Source organism: Knoellia koreensis, from assembly GCF_013041615.1.
GTDB lineage: Bacteria > Actinomycetota > Actinomycetes > Actinomycetales > Dermatophilaceae > Pedococcus > Pedococcus koreensis.
Genome location: NZ_JABEPQ010000004.1, coordinates 164,058 through 181,340 on the forward strand (window position 1 = coordinate 164,058; position 17,283 = coordinate 181,340).

At 71.6% G+C, this 17,283-nt stretch carries 17 protein-coding genes; 3 read left to right on the plus strand and 14 right to left on the minus strand.

The annotated features are described in order from the left end of the window. Window positions 1–5: 5 nt before the first annotated feature. Window positions 6–1,229 carry a DUF5667 domain-containing protein gene (locus tag HJG52_RS16535; RefSeq protein WP_171244727.1) on the plus strand — a complete coding sequence of 408 codons (1,224 nt, stop codon included), beginning with the start codon at window positions 6–8 and terminating at the stop codon, window positions 1,227–1,229. Here HJG52_RS16535 and HJG52_RS16540 read toward each other — a convergent pair whose 3' ends face one another. From HJG52_RS16540 to HJG52_RS16550, 3 genes are all read right to left on the minus strand, one after another. After that, window positions 1,230–2,666 carry a lysophospholipid acyltransferase family protein gene (locus HJG52_RS16540; RefSeq protein ID WP_171244728.1) on the minus strand — a complete coding sequence of 479 codons (1,437 nt, stop codon included), beginning with the start codon at window positions 2,664–2,666 and terminating at the stop codon, window positions 1,230–1,232. Next, a complete protein-coding gene (locus tag HJG52_RS16545) occupies window positions 2,666–3,715 on the minus strand; it encodes an NAD-dependent epimerase/dehydratase family protein (protein ID WP_171244729.1) in 1,050 nt (349 codons plus the stop codon). The genes HJG52_RS16540 and HJG52_RS16545 overlap by 1 nt, the downstream gene beginning before the upstream one ends. Window positions 3,716–3,852: 137 nt before the next feature. Continuing rightward, entirely contained in the window at window positions 3,853–3,951 is a 99-nt protein-coding gene (locus tag HJG52_RS16550) for a 30S ribosomal protein bS22 (protein ID WP_003792170.1), read from the minus strand. Between the two features lie 194 nt (window positions 3,952–4,145). Between HJG52_RS16550 and HJG52_RS16555 the strand changes: the two genes are divergently transcribed. Next, on the plus strand, window positions 4,146–7,379 hold the full coding sequence (locus HJG52_RS16555; protein ID WP_171244730.1) for a M36 family metallopeptidase: 3,234 nt from the start codon (window positions 4,146–4,148) through the stop codon (window positions 7,377–7,379). Window positions 7,380–7,497: 118 nt separating this feature from the next. Here the strand turns inward: HJG52_RS16555 and HJG52_RS16560 are convergent, their stop codons facing one another. Together HJG52_RS16560 and HJG52_RS16565 are read right to left on the minus strand one after the other, a co-directional pair. Continuing rightward, the gene (locus HJG52_RS16560) at window positions 7,498–7,698 is read right to left on the minus strand and encodes a helix-turn-helix domain-containing protein (RefSeq protein ID WP_056915613.1); all 201 of its coding nucleotides are present in this window, start codon (window positions 7,696–7,698) and stop codon (window positions 7,498–7,500) included. Window positions 7,699–8,036: 338 nt separating this feature from the next. Further along, the gene (locus HJG52_RS16565) at window positions 8,037–9,233 is read right to left on the minus strand and encodes an acetoin utilization protein AcuC (RefSeq protein ID WP_171244731.1); all 1,197 of its coding nucleotides are present in this window, start codon (window positions 9,231–9,233) and stop codon (window positions 8,037–8,039) included. Between the two features lie 74 nt (window positions 9,234–9,307). On the opposite strand from HJG52_RS16565, the gene HJG52_RS16570 reads away from it, so the two are divergent. Continuing rightward, entirely contained in the window at window positions 9,308–9,973 is a 666-nt protein-coding gene (locus HJG52_RS16570; RefSeq protein ID WP_346767797.1) for a potassium channel family protein, read from the plus strand. 19 nt (window positions 9,974–9,992) lie between these two features. Here the strand turns inward: HJG52_RS16570 and HJG52_RS16575 are convergent, their stop codons facing one another. From HJG52_RS16575 to HJG52_RS16615, 9 genes are all read right to left on the minus strand, one after another. Continuing rightward, window positions 9,993–10,541 (minus strand): GNAT family N-acetyltransferase, encoded by a 549-nt coding sequence (locus HJG52_RS16575; RefSeq protein ID WP_171244733.1) that lies wholly within the window; start codon window positions 10,539–10,541, stop codon window positions 9,993–9,995. Between the two features lie 179 nt (window positions 10,542–10,720). Beyond that, window positions 10,721–11,242: a GNAT family N-acetyltransferase gene (locus HJG52_RS16580; RefSeq protein ID WP_206070993.1), complete on the minus strand. Its 522-nt coding sequence runs from the start codon at window positions 11,240–11,242 to the stop codon at window positions 10,721–10,723. Further along, window positions 11,235–12,041, minus strand: a complete 807-nt coding sequence (proC, locus tag HJG52_RS16585; RefSeq protein ID WP_171244734.1) for a pyrroline-5-carboxylate reductase — start codon at window positions 12,039–12,041, stop codon at window positions 11,235–11,237. Before proC ends, HJG52_RS16580 begins: the two co-directional genes overlap by 8 nt. A gap of 37 nt (window positions 12,042–12,078) precedes the next feature. Continuing rightward, window positions 12,079–13,029, minus strand: a complete 951-nt coding sequence (locus HJG52_RS16590) for a proline dehydrogenase family protein (RefSeq protein ID WP_346767798.1) — start codon at window positions 13,027–13,029, stop codon at window positions 12,079–12,081. Between the two features lie 207 nt (window positions 13,030–13,236). Beyond that, window positions 13,237–13,971, minus strand: a complete 735-nt coding sequence (locus HJG52_RS16595) for an ABC transporter permease (RefSeq protein ID WP_171244735.1) — start codon at window positions 13,969–13,971, stop codon at window positions 13,237–13,239. After that, window positions 13,968–14,693 (minus strand): ABC transporter ATP-binding protein, encoded by a 726-nt coding sequence (locus tag HJG52_RS16600; protein ID WP_171244736.1) that lies wholly within the window; start codon window positions 14,691–14,693, stop codon window positions 13,968–13,970. Before HJG52_RS16600 ends, HJG52_RS16595 begins: the two co-directional genes overlap by 4 nt. Before the next feature lie 125 nt (window positions 14,694–14,818). Beyond that, a complete protein-coding gene (locus HJG52_RS16605) occupies window positions 14,819–15,412 on the minus strand; it encodes a TetR/AcrR family transcriptional regulator (RefSeq protein ID WP_171244737.1) in 594 nt (197 codons plus the stop codon). Continuing rightward, window positions 15,409–16,233 (minus strand): sugar phosphate isomerase/epimerase family protein, encoded by an 825-nt coding sequence (locus HJG52_RS16610; RefSeq protein ID WP_171244738.1) that lies wholly within the window; start codon window positions 16,231–16,233, stop codon window positions 15,409–15,411. Before HJG52_RS16610 ends, HJG52_RS16605 begins: the two co-directional genes overlap by 4 nt. Before the next feature lie 72 nt (window positions 16,234–16,305). Then, on the minus strand, window positions 16,306–17,232 hold the full coding sequence (locus HJG52_RS16615; protein WP_171244739.1) for a Ppx/GppA phosphatase family protein: 927 nt from the start codon (window positions 17,230–17,232) through the stop codon (window positions 16,306–16,308). Between the last annotated feature and the right edge of the window lie 51 nt (window positions 17,233–17,283).

A 17,283-nucleotide genomic window follows, 5' to 3' on the forward strand; every position in this document is an offset into this window, starting at 1 on the left:
TCGGTGTGCCAGTGCTGAACCGCGCGGCTGACCGTTTCCAGCGCGCGCTCGACGGCCAGCCCGTCTCCGACGCCGCCATCGCCGAGCTCGTCGAGACGAGTCGGCACCTGGTCGACCTCGGCGCCGCCGGCGGCCCGAGCCCGGACCCGGCCTTCGTCGCCACCCTGCGCGAGCGGCTGATGGCCGAGGCCGCCGCCATGCCCGCGCCCTCACCCGTCGCCACGAAGACCGCCGCCGCACGCCGCGCGGCGGGTCGTTCGGCGCCGGTCGTCGTGGTCGTCGGCCGCGGCCTGCCCCGGCTCGTCGCCGGTGCCGCCGCCTCGGCTCTGCTCGTCGGCGGTGTCGTCGGCGCCGCCTCCCGTTCCACCGTTCCCGGTCAGGCGCTGTACCCCGTCAAGGGCTGGCTGGACGGCGTCCAGGTCCGCCTTGCCACCAGCGACCTCGACCGTGGCCAGACCTACCTCTCGCAGGCGCAGGAGCACATCTCCGACGCCCGCGACCTCGCCGAGCACGACGGGTCGGCCGACAACGTCGACATCGCGCTGCGCTCGGCCATCGCCTCGGTCCGCGACGGGCAGCGTTCCCTCGACACGGCATACGCCACGACCGGCAACCCGCAGGCGCTCATCGCCATGCGCGACTTCACCGCCCGCGCCCTGCCCCAGATCGACGTGCTGCGCACCGACGTCCCGGCCCAGTCGCTGCCGCTCGTGGTGCAGCTCGAGGCGCTCCTGCGCCAGGGCCAGGAGGTCACCGCTCGGCGGATCGCGACCTGTGGCCCGGCCTGCTCGGAGCTCACCGGCGCCTTCGGCCCGGCGTCACTGCCCTCGGTGCCGACCACCGCAGTCAGCAGCACGGGCTCATCGCAGTCGCCCGCCCAGCAGTCGAGGCAGGCGACCAAGACGTCGGCCAAGCCGCGCGCCACGAGTCCTCGCGTCACGGTCCCCAAGGGCCCCGTCGGCACCGGCGGCGGCGCACCGCTGCCGTCCGCGTCCACCGGGACCGGTGGCCTCGGTGCCGGCGTCGGGGGTGGAGGCGTGACCGCGGGCACCGGCGGCGCCTCGGTCGGCCTGCCCACCATCAGTGCGACCGTGCCCGTGGTGCCGTCCGTGACGGCCTCGGTGCCGCTTCCGTCGGTCACCGTGGGCACTGGTGGCGTCGGCGCCACCGTGCCGGGCTCGACCGTCGGGCCGGTCACGTTGCCCGGCGTGACGATCACGCTCCCCTGATCAGAAGAAGACCGAGCGGCGCTGCATCAGCAGGGAGTAGAGCGTCTGCTGGATCGTCTCGCGCACCTGGTCGGTGAGGTCGAAGACGAGCATCGGGTCGTCGGCCGCACCGGGCCCGAGGTCGGCCGTCTCGACCGGGGCGCCGAACTCGATGATCCACTTGCTGGGCAACGGAATCCACCCCAGGGGACCGAGCAGCGGCCACGTCGGGGTGATCGGCGCATAGGGCACCCCGAGCAACCGCGCCACGGTCTTCATGTTGCCGAGGATGGGGTAGATCTCCTCCGCGCCGACGATGGAGCACGGGATGATCGGCACACCGGTCTTGAGGGCCGCCGACACGAACCCGCCACGGCCGAACCGCTGGAGCTTGTACCGCTCGCTGAACGGCTTGCCCACGCCCTTGAACCCCTCGGGCCACACGCCGCAGAGCTCGCCGCTCGACAGCAGCCGCTCGGCGTCGGGATTGGCCGCGAGCGTCGACCCGGACTTGCGGGCCACCGTGCCCATGACGGGGGTCTGGAAGACGAGGTCGGCGCCGAGCATCCGCAGGTGCCGGTGGGCCGGGTGCTCGTCGTGTACCGCGACCTGGGTCATCAGGGAGTCCATGGCGACGGTGCCGGAGTGGTTGGCGACGACGAGGCCGCCGCCCGTGGCTGGGATGTTCTCGATGCCGCGTACCTCGACCCGGAACCAGTGCCGGTAGAGGGGGCGCAGCACCGGCAGATAGAAGCTCTCGGTGAAGTCCTCGTCGAACCCGAAGTCGTCGACGGTGAAGTCTCCGGTGAGCCGGCGCCGCACGAACGCCAGGAGCGAGGCGAGGTGCCGCTCGACGTCGTCGGGTGAGACCCCGGCGGCCTCGGCAGCGGTGCGCACGGCGGCGATGCCCGCACCGAGCAGCTCCTCCAGACCCGGGGTCACCGAGGTGCGCGGCGGGACACCCCGCGGCGCACCCTGCTCGTCCGACGACGTCTCGGGCAGCTCGACGACCGGTGGCACGGCCTTGAGGGCCCGCACCGGACGCTCCGCGCTCGCCTTGGTGCGAGGACTCGGCCGCCGGGTGCGGGATGCCTTGGGCGCTCGGGTGCCGGAGCGGGCGACCGTCTTCCTGGTCGGGACCGCCTTGGCCACGGGGCGGGGGCGGTGCTCGGGGCGGGGCGCCTTCGCGGACTCTTCCTCGTCGACCACCTCCGCTTCGGTATGCCGGCCGGTCGCCGCCGCGGCTGCCGTCGCCTCCGCGACCGGCGGAGTGGGCTCGGCGGCCTCGGCAGCCGGCGCGGAGTCAGTGGCCTCGGTGGACTCCGCGGGCTCGGCGATCAGCGGAGTGCGGCGCCGCTTGGCCCGCTCCCCCGAGGCCCGTGCGGCGCCGGCGGCCAGCGCGCCCTTGCGGGCAGCGGCCTTCTTGGCGGGGCGCGACGCCCCGGTCGATGCGGGCATCAGCGGTTCCTTCCGGCTGCGGCGAGGGCGCCGCCGATGACGTGCGCTGCGTTGCCGGCCAGCCCCGACAGTGCGCTGCCCACGAACGGGGCACCGGGCACGGCCGGCCCGATGGCCCGGGTGAAGTCCTCGAACGCCGCCCGGGTCGTGTACGACGGCTCGAACCCGAGGTGCTCGCGCATGCGGGTGGTGTCGAGCCCCCGCCCGAAGGCCAGGAACTGCATCTGGTCGGAGCTGAAGTCGGCCAGTCCCGATCGCTTGATGAAGCCGCCGAACACACCGGCCGCCTGCAGCGGCACCGGCACGACCGGCCGCCCCGCGAGGGCAGCCGCCTGGGTCACGGTGATGACCCCGTCGCCGGCGATGTTGGTGATGCCCGACGGGCCGCTGGTGCTGGCGAGCAGGGCTCCGATCGCGTCGGACTCGTGCACGAGCTGGAGCCTCGCGTCGAAGCCGAGCGGCACCGGCACCACCGGCAGCGTGAAGTAGTCGGTGAGCGAGGTGCGGATGCCCGGGCCGATGATGTTGGCGAACCGCAGCATGGCGATCTCGACGTCCGGGCGCCGCCGCGAGAACCCACGCACGTAGCCCTCGACCTCGACCGAGTCCTTGCCAAACCCCGCTCGGGGCAACGACTTTGGCCCCATGTCCTCGGTGAACATCGCCGGGTCACGCGGGCTCGAGCCGTAGACGGCGGCCGAGGACTTCACCACCAGCCGACGGATCGACGGGGCCTTCTGGCAGGCCGCCAGCAGCTGCATGGTGCCGATGACGTTGATCTCCTTCTGGGAGACCCGGCCACCGGCGTGGGTCGGCGTCGCGATGACGTTCATGTGCACGACGGTGTCGACCTCGGACTGCGCGATGATCTTGCCGATCATCGGGTTGCGGATGTCGGCCCGCACGAACTCCGTGCGCCCGATGTCGTGGGGTGGCGGGATCACGTCGACACCGATCACCCGGCTGATCGACGGGTCCTTCGTGAGGGCTCGCGCGAACTGCCCGCCGAGGTAGCGGGAGACCCCGGTCACCAGGACGACGTCAGCCACGGGCAAACCCTACCGAGCGCCGGGCCGCTCGAGGCGGTGACGTCCATCGCACCCTGCGACCACGCGGCATACCCTCGCCTCCCCCGGCTCGAGACCACTTCGAACGACAAAGCCCCCGCGTGGGCGGGGGCTCTTCGTCACTTCTTGTTGCGGCGCTGGTGGCGCGTCTTGCGAAGCAGCTTGCGGTGCTTCTTCTTCGCCATGCGCTTGCGGCGCTTCTTGATGACAGAGCCCATGATGTCCTCTCGTCGTGGTCGGGTTGCCGGACGGGGCAACCAACGCACCACGCCGAACAGGGCGTCACTCTACCGGCCGCACGCGCACGGCCCAAACCCGCGGCCTACCTGCCAGTAACCGAGGGGACCGCCATTCGTTGTCAGGCTGCCGCCGGGGAAGTTTCGCCCACGCTTCACCCACTCAGGAGACGACGATGTCCCACCTTCGCACCACCACCGTGGGGGTGTGCCTGCTGACCGCAGCCGCCACCGCGCTCCCCCTCTCCATCGCGTCCGCCGCCCAGAGCACCCCGTCCCTCTCGACGGTGCTGGGCGACACGGTCGACCAGCTCACCAAGACCCTCGACACCCGCGGCGTCACCGCAGCCGTCGTGCCGACGACCGCGACGCGGGACGCCGCCAAGGGCCTCCTCGCGAGCGCGGGCGCAGGCGCGCGGGCCACCTGGGACGAGCGGTTCGGCACGCTGCGCTCGGTCCGGTCGGACCGCGGCTACCTCACCGCGCCGCAGTCGGGCGCGGCCGTCGACGTGGCCCGTGGCTGGCTGCGCGAGCACGCGGCCGCCTTCGGCCTCACCACGGCCCAGGTCGACAAGCTGGCCGTCGTCCGCGACCACGAGCTGCCCGGCACCGGCACGCACACGGTCAGCTTCGTGCAGACGTATGCCGGCGTGGCCGCCGTCCGGGGCAGTCGCCTCAACGTCGCCGTCACCAAGGACGGCCGGGTGCTCTCGTATGCCGGTGACCCCACCCCTGGTGCCGCCCTCACCGGCGGCTGGGTGCTCGGTGACGCCGGGGCGCTGGTCAAGGTGGCCGGCAGCCTCGCGGCCGGCACGACCTACGTGCCCAAGGCCACGGGGACGCAGGCCGGCTACACGACCTACGACAAGGGCCCCTTCGGTGGGCCGTCGTACGTGAAGAAGGCCGTCTTCGGCACCCGTGACGGCGCCGTCGCGGCCTACAAGGTCTACTTCGTCAAGAGCACCACCGAGGCGTGGGAGGTCGTCGTCGACGCGACGACCGGTCGCACGCTCTACCGCACCACCGTCGTGAACTTCGACGGCGACCCGCAGGGCACCGTCTACGACAACTACCCGGGCGCCGCCCGCGGCGGCCAGCCGCGACAGCAGTCCTTCGGGCCCACCACCGCCTCACCCAAGGGCTGGGTCGACCCGACCGGGCTCGTGGGCACCGGCGTGACCACCTACGGCAACAACGCCGACAGCTACGCCAACTGGTCCAACTACATCGGGCCGGTCGACAACGCGCCGCGCCCGGTCTCCCCCACGGGCAACTTCAGCTACACCTACACGAACCAGTGGGCGGCCACGAAGGGCCAGACGGTCCCGCCGTCGTACGCCGAGGACCTCAACCCCGCGGCGACGAACCTGTTCTTCCAGCACAACCGGATCCACGACGACTACTACAAGTGGGGCTTCACCGAGACGGCCGGCAACTTCCAGCTCGACAACGGCGGCAAGGGCGGCCTCGGCGGTGACGCCATCCGCGGGCTGGTCCAGGCGGGCGCCGCATCCGGCGGTGCGCCGACCTACACCGGGCGCGACAACGCGTACATGCTCACCCTCGACGACGGCATACCCCCGTGGAGTGGCATGTTCCTGTGGGAGCCGATCGACGACGCGTTCGAGGGCCCCTACCGCGACGGCTCGATGGACATGACCGTCATCCAGCACGAGTACAGCCACGGCCTGTCGAACCGGTACGTCGCCGGCGGCTCGGCGCTCGGCTCGCAGCAGGCGGGGTCGATGGGTGAGGGCTGGGGCGACTGGTACGCCCTCAACCACGCCCAGAGCACCGGTCTCGAGCCGACCCGCGCGGTCGTGGGCGCCTACGCCACGGGCAACGAGGTCCGCGGCATCCGCAACTACGACTACAACGCCAACCCGACGACCTTCGGCGACATCGGCTACGACCTCACCGGTCCGGAGGTGCACGCCGACGGCGAGATCTGGACCGCGACCCTGTGGGACCTCCAGAAGGCCCTCGTGGCGAAGTACGGGCTCGCCAAGGGCAGCGACGTCGCCGCCCGACTCGTGACCGACGGTATGCCGCTGACCGCGCCCGACCCGAGCTTCCTCGACGCCCGCGACGGCATCCTCGCCGCCGACGTCGACCGCAACCACGGTGAGAACACCGACCTCATCTGGTCGGTGTTCGCGCGGCGCGGCGCAGGCGCGTCGGCTGTCACCCAGACCGGCGACGACACGGACCCGCAGCCCGGGTTCGACCACCCGGCGGCCGCGAAGAACGGCACCGTCGCCATCACCGTCGTCAACGCCACGACCGGACAGCCGGTCAAGAACGCCAAGGTGATCCTCGGCGTCTACGAGGCCCGGGTCACCCCGCTCACGCGCACCGGCAGCACCGGCGGCGCCAGCATCAAGGCAGTCGCCGGCAGCTACCCGCTGACGATCCAGGCGCCCGGGTTCGGCGTCCAGACCATCCCCGGCCTGGCGATCGCGGCCGGCAAGAACACCGCCCGGACGATCAAGCTCGCGCCGAACCTCGCCTCGACGTCAGCCGGCGCAACGGTGGTCAGCGCGTCCAGCCAGGACGACGGCGCCCCCGCCAAGTTCGCGTTCGACGACACCGCCGCGTCGGTGTGGGCCACCAAGGACACCGGTGGCACGCCCTACAACGACGGCCCGGACCAGCGCGTCACCGTCAAGCTGGCCGCCCCGGCCACTGTGAGCAGCGTGCGGGTCAGCGCGTACAAGGCCACCAACGCCTCGCGGTTCACGGCGCTGAAGGGCTTCACCGTGCAGACCTCGAACGACGGCGTCTCGTGGACGACCGCGCGCACCGGCGCGTTCGGCTACCAGGCACCGCGGCCGACGGCACCCGACCTCAACTTCGCCAGCTTCGCGCTCGCCAAGCCGGTCAAGGCGGCATACGTGCGGTTCTTCATCGACTCGGTGCAGGGCAACACCAGCACCCAGGCGCAGGTCGCCGACATCGAGGTGTTCGGGTCGGGCGCGGTCGTCCAGAACGGCACCGTCACCCCGGACCCGGCGTACACCGACCACGGCACGATCACCGCACCCAACCCGGCCGCGGGTGACCCGACCGGGCTGCAGAACGTGTTCGGCGTGACCGGCACCGAGATGAACACCGCATGCACGTTCCCGCCGGCCAGCCAGGGCGCGGACGCGTGGGTGACCAAGTTCCCCGCCGGCTTCTCCGACGGCCTGCACTCGGTCTCGGTGAAGGGCACCAGCGACGCCGACGCGACCCTGGGCCACGACCTCGACCTGTACTTCCTCGACAGCACGTGCCAGCTCACCGGCTCGGTGGCGACGTCGGCGGCGGACGAGTCGGCGGTCATCCCGCCGGGGTCGGTCTACCTCGTGACCCAGCTCTACACCGGAGCCAACGTCACCGTGGACGTCACCGCGGTCGACAACCGCTAGCGGTATGCCGCGGGGTGCCGGTCGCAGCGGCCGGCACCCCCGTGCAGTGGGCGGGCAACGCAAAGGGCGGACCGGGCCAGCTGGCCCGGTCCGCCCTTCGTCTGCGGTCAGCGATTCATCATGCGGTGTCGACGTAGGACGTCCGGAGGTACTTGTGCACTGCGTCCTCCGGCACCCGGAAGGATCGACCCACACGGATGGCTGGGAGCTCCCCGGCGTGCACCATGCGGTACACGGTCATCTTCGACACGCGCATGATCGAGGCCACCTCGGCGACGGTCAGGAACCGCACCTCGGCGAGCTGTCGCTCGTTGGACATGATCACCTCGATCTCCTGCACGCGCGCATCGCCGGCTTCCCCTCCGGCGGACCACTACGCTCGTGCAGACTGAACTGTAGGGGCAGATGTGACTCGTGGGGAAGCCCATGGAGAAAGTTCCCAGCAAAAGTCCAGACGACACGCCGATCGGCCTACGCAAATCAGCCGAGAAATCACACCGCTGTCACCCGCGACGCCGTCGGTAAGTCACCCAATTGGAAGATCGTTGACGTCAACCATCGTCCAATTGGGTGGGTTACCGACGGTCGGGATCCCCCGACTCCTCCGCGCTGCGGTCCTCGCTCGCTGGCGCTCGCTGCGACCTCCCGCTGTCGTCGTCAGTCGAAGAACGGGTCGAGTCCGTGCAACGGGAAGACCGCCTCGCGGGTCGCCATGATCGCCCGGTCGGACTCGCTGTGCGGGTTGTACCCCAGGTCCCACGGCTGCACCCAGATGCCACCGTCCTTCGGGTCGAGGTCACCCATCCGCCGCGGACCCTCACGCCCGAACACCCGCCGCACGTGCTCCAGCCAGCTCTCCGGCACCTCCGCCGTCAGGGGCACCGGGGCATGCGCCGCGATCGCCGTCAGGTGGGTCCAGGTGCGCGGCACCACGTCGACCAGCTCGTAGCCCCCGCCACCCAGAGCGACCCAGCGGCCCCCGGCGACCTCGTGCGCCAGCTTGTGCAGCGTCTCGGCTGCCGCGCGCTGGGCGTCCACGGACAGCGCCATGTGCGCCAGCGGGTCCTGCATGTGGGTGTCGCAGCCGTGCTGGGTCACGAGCACCTCGGGCCGGAACGCCCGCACCAGCGGCAGCGCCGTCGAGTTCAGCGCACGCAGCCACGCCGAGTCACCCAACCCCGGCGGGAGGGCGACGTTCACGGCGTACCCCTGCGCGTCCGGCCCACCCACCTCGGCGGGAAAACCGGTGCCGGGGAACAACATCCGTCCCGACTCGTGCACCGAGATGGTGAGCACCCGGGGGTCGTCCCAGAAGACCCGCTCGACCCCGTCGCCGTGGTGGACGTCGACGTCGACGTAGGCGACGCGCTCGGCGCCCTGGTCGAGCAGCCACTGGATGCCGACCGCGATGTCGTTGTAGATGCAGAAGCCGGCGGCCCGGTCGCGCATCGCGTGGTGCAGCCCGCCGCAGAAGTTCACCCCGTGCTCGGCGCGCCCCTCCCACACGTCCTGGCACACCTGCCGGGTGCCTTCGACGATGCGGGCGCTCGCCTCGTGCATCCCCTTGAACGCCGGGTCGTCCTCGGTGCCGAGCCCGCGGGCCGGGTCGGCGACGCCGGGGTCGTCGCTGGCCGCCTTCACCGCCTCGATGTATGCCGTGTCGTGCACCGTCGCGAGCAGCTCGTCACCGGGGACGGGCGGCGAGAACACCTCGACACCTGGGGCGTCGAACACGCCGAGGTCCTGGCACAGCCGGGCGGTCAGGTCGAGCCGGACCGGGTTCATGGGGTGACCCGGCCCGAAGTCGTATGCCGTGAAGTCCGGGTCCCAGACCACGCGCGCCTGTGCGGGCATGCTGGAACGCTACCCGGCGCCCACCTGTGCGGCACCCGCCGCCCTCGAGACCCACAGCATGTAGCGTGCCCACCGTGGCGAAGAAGCTCTATGAGGACGACGTCCTGGTCATCGGACTGGGCCGCTTCGGCGGCGCCGTGGCGCTGGAACTGCAGCGACTCGGGCACAACGTCGTCGCCGTCGAGCGCGACCCGGTGCTGGCCGAGACGTTCCTCGGCAAGGTGACCAAGGTCGTGCAGGCCGACGCGAGCGTGCCGTCCTCGATGAACTCGCTCAAGGCGCGCAACTTCCGGCTGGCGGTCCTCGGGATCGGCTCGTCCGTCGAGGCCAGCGTGCTGTCCGCGATGAACCTCGTGGACGTCGGCATCCCGACCATCTGGGCCAAGGCCCTCAGCCCGGAGCACAAGCGGATCCTCGAGCGGATCGGCGTGCACCACGTGATCCTGCCCGAGGCGGAGACCGGCCGGCGGGTGGCCCACCTCGTCAACGGCAAGCTGAAGGACTACATCGAGTTCGACGACGGGTTCGCCATCGTCAAGATGAAGCCGCCGCAGGAGGCGATCGGTTTCACGTTGGCGCAGAGTGCAATTCGCAGCAAGTACGGCGTGACGATCGTGGGCGTCAAGGCGCCGGGCCAGGACTTCACGTATGCCGTGCCGGAGACGAAGGTGACCGCGCACGACACCCTGATCGTCAGCGGCCCGACCGAGCTGATCGAGCGGTTGGCCCAGCGGCCGTAACGCCTTGCAGCAGTAGGGGTCAGACGCGCAGCGTCGGGACCGCGCGGTCCTCGCCGAGCGGGAGGATCATCGCGATCTCCTCCTCGCTGTCGTCGGCCTTGACCCGCATCGGGCGGCGGTAGTCGGTCGGCCGGAAGCCGAACCCGCTGGCGAACGCCACGGCGCGGCCGTTGTCGCTGCCGACCCAGTAGACGAGGTGTCTGCGGCCCTGGCCCTTGGCGGCCTCGGCTCCCGCGCGCACGAGCCGGGTCGCGACACCGGTGCCCCGAGCCGCCGGGGTGACCCACAGGCCGAACAGCTCCCCCACGAGACCGTCGGCGTTGTCCTCGTCCTCGACGGGACGGGCCGTGCCGACGCTGGCCACACCCACGACACCGTTGCCGTTCTCAGCCAGCAACCGCTCCGAGCGCTGCATCCGCTTGCGCCAGAGGTCCTCGTCGTAGTCCTTCTCCTCGTCGTAGGTGGCGACGAAGGCTTCCGGCGATTCCTCCAGGGCGTTCAGGCGGACTGCCTTGTACTGCTCCCAGTCGTCGACGCCCAGCGGGCGCACCGTGATCTCGTCGCTCATGGGACCACTGTGACACGAACCTGCCCGGTCGAGTCAGGGGGGTTTGCCCAGTGTTCACGCAGGGCGAAAGCGGCGTCGAGAAGTGGCGAAACCGCCTGCAATGCACCGAATGCCGTCTGACCTGCGGGGATTCCCGCCGCTTCCGTCAGAAATGCACCTCCGGCCCGACCCAGCGGGTCTCAGCGCGCCAGGACGAGCTCCATCTCGAACTCTGGTGTCCCCTGGTGCGGGACTGTGCTGGTCCGCCCGGTCCGCACAAAGCCATACCGCTCGTAGAACCCGATCGCCCGGGCGTTGCCGGCCTCGACGTCGAGCGTCACCCGCCGCAGCCCGAGCGCCCGGGCCTCGGCCACGACGGCATCGACCAGCGCATCGGCCACCCCGCGCCCACGCGCGTGCGCCGCCACCCACATGCCGACCAGGTTGTGCGTGTCCACCTCACCGCCGGAGCCGTCGCCCCGCGCCGGCATCAGTTTCGCAGCTCCCACGGGCAGCGAGCCGTCCATCGCGAGCCACGCAGCACCGATCGCGAGCCGCTCCCGCCAGTCCTTCTCGCTCATCGCCAGCTCGCGTTCGAACGTCGACCCGTATGCCGCGGGCACGTCGAGGAGCATCGCCAGCCGAACCGCTCGCTGGACCTCCCAGTCGGACTGGGCCACGCGGCATACCGTCACGGCCTCGGCGACCACCCGCTCAGTCATGCCCGGACGCCAGTTCGTGCGACCGCTGCGCCGCGGCCTCCATCGCCGAGATGAAGGCGGCGCGCACCTTGTGGTCGTCGAGGGTGCGCAACGCGGCAGCGGTCGTGCCGCCGGGCGAGGTGACCTGCTCGCGCAGGACCGTGGGGTGCTGTCCGGTCTCGCGCATCATCGTGGCCGCGCCGAAGAGCGTCTGGACGACGAGCTCGGTCGACGTGGGGCGCGGCAGGCCCAGCACGACGCCTGCCTCGATCATCGCCTCGACGACGTAGAAGATGTACGCCGGGCCGGAGCCGCTGATCGCGGTGACGGCGTCCTGGTGCTTCTCGGCGACCTGGACCACCCGGCCGCACGAGCGCAGCAGCTCGGCCGCCTCCTCGAGGTGCGCCGCGTCCGCGGACCGGCCGGGGCTGACCGCGGACATTCCCTGGTCCACGAGGGCGGGCGTGTTGGGCATGACCCGCACGACCGCGACCCCTTCGGAGAGGCGGCTCTCGAGAAAGCCGGTCGGTATGCCGGCGGCGAGGCTCACGACGAGGTTGCCGGGCCGTACGTGGTCACGGATCTCGGTGACGAGCCCGCCCATGTCCTGCGGCTTCACGCCGAGGACGAGGGTGTCGGCCGCCTTCGCCGCCTCGACGTTGCCCATCGCGCGGACGCCGTAGCGCTCGGCGAGCTCGGCCGCCCGCTCGGGTCGGCGCGCGGTCACGACGATGTCAGCGGCACTGCGGCCGGAACGGATCAGGCCGGACAGCAGGGTTTCCCCCATCGTGCCGGCGCCGAGGATCGCGAGCGTTGCCATGGCCCAAGTCTGGCAGCCGGGCCGGGCCGGACGCCCCTCAGTTCTTGCTGGCGAGACCGCGCAGGAAGAACATCGTGTTGGCGGGGCGCTCGGCCATGCGGCGCATGAGGTAGCCGTACCACTCCTCGCCATAGGGGATGTAGACGCGCATCTGGTCGCCGCGGTCGGCGATGCGCTTCTGCTCCTCGGGGCGGATGCCGTAGAGCATCTGGTACTCGAAGCTCGTCGCCTCGCGCTCGTGGTGGGCAGCGAGCGCGCCGGCGATCTCGATGAGCCGCGGGTCGTGGCTGGCGACCATCGGGTAGCAGGCGCCGGCCATCAGCACCTTGAGGCACCGCACGTAGCTCTGGTCGACCTCGCCGCCGGACTGGAACGCGACCGACTCCGGCTCCTTGTAGGCGCCCTTGCACAACCGGACCCGGCTGCCCTCGTGGGCGAGGTCCTCGCAGTCGGCGACGCTGCGGCGCAGGTAGGACTGGATCACCGCGCCCACCCACGGGAAGTCCTTGCGCAGCTCGCGCAGGGCCTCGAGCGTCGCGTCGGTGGTGGTGTGGTCCTCCATGTCGAGGGTGACCGTGGTGCCGGCCTCCTGGGCGGCGACGCAGATCTCGCGGGCGTGCTCGAGGGCGATCTTGTCGCCGTCGCCGGGCAGGTACTGGCCCAGGGCCGAGAGCTTGAGGCTGACCTCGCCCATGCCGTGCTGCGACAGGTCGGCGTCGGCGAGTGCCTTGAGCAGCTCGAGGTAGTGGTCCCGGGTGCGGATCGCCTGGGTGAGGTCGGTGGTGTCCTCGCCGAGGTAGTCGATCGTGGCGAACCGGTTGGTGGCGCGCAGCTCGGCCGTGGCGCGCACGGCGTCCTCGGTCGAGTCGCCCGGCACGAACCGGTGGACGACCTGGCTGCTCACCGGCGCCTTCTCGATGGTCCGGCGGACGCCGTCGCTCTTGGAGAGCTGGAGCAGGGCGTTGCGCAGCAGGTCACTGGCGTCCACGGGCGGCGGCCTTTCTGGGGGCGGTTCTGGGCCGCGGACAAATCTAACGGTGCCGTCGGTATGCCGTGGAGTCAGGTCTCGCAGGCAAGGGCACCGTTGGGCGGTGGTCACCGACACTTTCGGCCACTCGGCCGAGTTTCGCGGACCCAGCAGCACCCGACACCGACACTTTCGGCCACTCGGCCGAGTTTTGCGGCGCGCAGCGGCTCAGGCGGTGCGGCGGCGCAGGGTGAGGCTGCCGAACACCAGGGCGACGACCACCCACAGCGCGATGACACCGGCGTCCTGCGCCACGTCGGCGCCGGGAGCGGTGCTGGCGGTGACCGACTTCATGGCGTCCACGGCATACGACAGGGGCAGGACGTCGCTCAGCCAGCGCAGCACGTCGGGCAGCCGGTCGCGCGCCACGAGCAACCCGCAGAGCAGGAACTGCGGCAGGACGAAGGCCGGCATGAACTGCACCGCCTGGAACTCGGTGCGCGCGAACCCGCTCGCGAGCAGCCCGATCGCGGTGCCGAGCACCGCGTCGAGCACGGCCACGCAGACCAGCTGCCACAGCGGCCCCGCGACGTCGAGCCCGCACACCCAGACGGCGAAACCCGTTGCCACGAGGGCCTGCACGACCGCCATGACGCCGAATGCCAGGGCGTAGCCGAACATGAAGTCGCCCTTGGCCATCGGGGTCGTGAGCAGGCGTTCGAGCGTTCCGCTGGTGCGCTCGCGCAGGGTGGCGACGCTGGTGACGATGAACATCACGACGAACGGGAAGACACCGAGCAGCGAGGCGCCGATGCCGTCGAAGACCGGGGTGTCCTGGAAGATCCACGCGAGTAGGCCGAGCAGCACGCACGGCACGACGAGCATGAGTCCGATGGTGCGGTGGTCGGAACGCAGCTGGGCCAGCACGCGGCCGGCGGTGACGAGGGTGCGGCGCAGGCTCATCGCAGCACCTCCTGTCCGCGGTCGATGAGGGCGAGGAAGGCGGACTCGGCGTCGACCGCTCCCGTCGCCTCGAGCAGCTCGGGCAGCGTGGCGTCGGCCAGCACCTCTCCCTCACGCAACAGGAGCAGCCGGTCGCAGCGCACCGCCTCATCCATGACGTGGCTTGACACGAGAAGCGAACGCCCTTGTGCAGCAAGGGATCTGAACAGCTCCCACAGGTCGCGACGGAGCACCGGGTCGAGCCCGACGGTGGGCTCGTCGAGGACGAGCAGGTCCGGATCGCCGACCAGGGCACAGGCCAACGAGACCCGTGACCGTTGCCCACCACTCAACCGGCCCACCGCCGTGTCGGCGTGCGAAGTGAGGTCCACGGCGGCGACGGCCTCGTCGACCTTCGCGGCCGGCATACCGAGGATGTCGGCGAAGTAGCGGACGTTGGCGCGCACGCTGAGGTCGTCGTAGACGCTCGGCGCCTGGGTGACGTACCCGACCCGGCGACGCAGGCCCGCCGACCCGGCCGGCTCCCCCAGCACCCGGACCTCGCCCGACTCGACCAGCTGGACGCCCACGACCGCGCGGATCAGCGTGGACTTGCCGCTGCCGCTGGGGCCGAGCAGACCCACGACCTGGCCCGCGGGGATGCGCACCGACAGGTCGGGCAGCACCACCCGCCCGCCGCGCACGACCCGCAGCCGCTCGATCTCGACCGCGTAATTCATCATGTGATGAATGTACGCGCACAGGCAGGCACCACGCAATGGCCGCGGGTGCCGACGAGGGGTCACGGCGCGCTGACGAACGCCCTCGGCCTCAGCGCGCCGCGACCCCTCGACTGCGGCCCTGCGCCTCAGCCGTCGACGAGGTAGCGCTGCAACGTCGGCCCGAGGCAGCGCACGAGGTCCTCCTGCGACGCCTGCACCACCGCAGGCACCTCGATGACGTACCGCATGAGGGCCATGCCGGCCATCTGCCCGGCGGCCAGCCCGGCGCGCAGCTCGATCTCGTCCGGCGACGCCTCACCGGCGAACTCCCGGGCGATCCGCCCGAACACCTCGCGGGTGAGGAACTCGCGCATCATCCGGCGGGCCGTCTCCTGCGTCATCGCCGAACGCAGGATCGCCATGAGCCGGGGCTGGCCCTCGGCCGAGTCCCAGAGGGTGAGGAAGGTGCGCACGAGGTTCTCGCCGACGTCCTCGCGCGGGCCGCTGATCACCTGGCCGATGAGGGCCGACGGGTCGGCGGGCGCGCCGATGACCGCGGCGAACAGCGCCGGCTTGCCGTCGAAGTAGTGGTGCACCAGCGAGGGGTCGACGCCGGCCCGGCGCGCCACCGCCCGCAGCGACGTGGTGTCGTAGCCGCCCTCGGCGAACTCGTCCCGGGCCGCCTCGATGATGTCGGCACGGGTGTCACCGCCGCCGGGCCGGCGCCCGCGCGGGCTCATCGCGCGTCCGCCCCGGTCGCGGCCGCGGTGGCGAGGTGGAGGCGGGCGAACGCGAGCGCCTCGGCCAGGTCGAGGTCACGCTGCTCGGGCGTCACCTTGCGGGTGCCGACCTCGACCACGACCGAGCCAGCGAAGTCCCGGGCCGCCAGCAGCTCGAGGAACTCCGCGCAGGGCTGGCTCCCGCGGCCGGGCACGAGGTGCTCGTCCTTGGATGAGCCGCTGCCGTCGGCGAGGTGCACGTGGGTCAGCCGCGGACCGAGTGCCGCCGCCATCGCCATCGCGTCGGACCCGGCCGTCGCGGTGTGCGACAGGTCGAGCGTCACGTGGTCGTAGGGCTGGGGAACCGGGTCCCAGTGCGGCAGGTACGCCTCGAACTCCCGCTGCCGGGCGCGCCACGGAAACATGTTCTCCACCGCCAGCCGGACGCCGCTGTCGTGCTCGCGCACCGCCACCCCCTCGGCGAAGTCGCGTGCGTAGTCCTTCTGCCACCGAAACGGCGGGTGCAGCACGACCGTCGGCGCGCCGACCTCGTGGGCGAGCTCGATCGACTTGTCGACCTTGGTCCACGCATCGGGTCCCCAGACGCGCTGGGTCAGCAGGAGCGTGGGTGCATGGACCGAGACGACGGGTATGCCGTGGTGCTCGCTGAGCGCCTTGACGGCGCCGGGCTCCTGGGTGACGGGGTCGGTCCACACCATGACCTCGATGCCGTCGTAGCCGAGCCGGTCGGCCGTGGCGAAGGCGGCGGCGCAGTTGTCGGGGTAGACCGAGGCGGTCGAGAGCGCGACGGTGGCACGGGGAACCGTCACCGCCGAAGCCATGGAGCCAGCCTAACCAGCGAAGTCGAGTGCCTGAGCCCGACCCATGGGGAGTTCTCAGGCACTCGACTCGGGTCAGCGAAGCTGGTCGAGGCGGTCGAGGATGATTCCTTCGCGCAGGGCCCAGGGGCAGATGTCGAGCCGCTCGAACCCCAGCAGGTCCATCGCGGCTTCTGCGACGAGGGCCCCGGCCAGCAGCTGGCGCGACCGGCCGGCCGAGACGCCGGGCAGCTCGGCGCGCTCCTGCGCGCTCATGGTCGTGAGGCGACCGACGATCGCGGTGACGTCGGCGAGCTCGAGGTACCGCGCGGCATACGGGCCCTCGCTCGACGGCGCGGCCCCCGCGACCCGCGCCAGCGAGCGCATCGTCTTGGAGGTGCCGACGGCCCGGTCGACCGGCCCCACCTTGCTGATCGGGCGCACGGCGGCGGCGAGGCGCTTGCGGATCTCGCGCCGCGCCTCGCCCACCACGTCGGCCGCGGGCGGGTCACCGGGGAGGAGGTCACGGGTGAGGCGACCGGCGCCGAGCTCGAGGCTGACCGCGGCGTCCGGCTCCTCGTCCATGCCGGCGGCGAGCTCGAGCGAACCGCCGCCGATGTCGACGACCGCGAGGGTGCCACTGGACCACCCGAACCAGCGCCGCGCCGCGAGGAACGTCAGCCGGGCCTCGTCCTCGCCGGACAGCACCTCGAGCGACACCCCGGTCTGCTCGCGCACGAGGTCGAGGACGTCCTGGCCGTTGGGGGCCTCACGCACCGCACTGGTCGCGAACGCCATGACGTCCTCGACGCCCTGGTCCTCGGCCAGCGTCAGGCACTCGCGCACGAACCGGGCCAGCGCCTTGGCCCCGCTGTCGGCGATCGACCCGTCGTCGGTGACGTGCTCGGACAGGCGCAGCTCGATCTTGTGTGACGTGGCCGGGATCGGCTGGGCGCCCCGGTGCGCGTCGACGACGAGGAGGTGGACGGTGTTGGAGCCGACGTCGATGACTCCGAGGCGCATGGGGCAACGCTATCCGGCGCGGACGTATCAGGGGCGGCAGCCGCGCCTCTT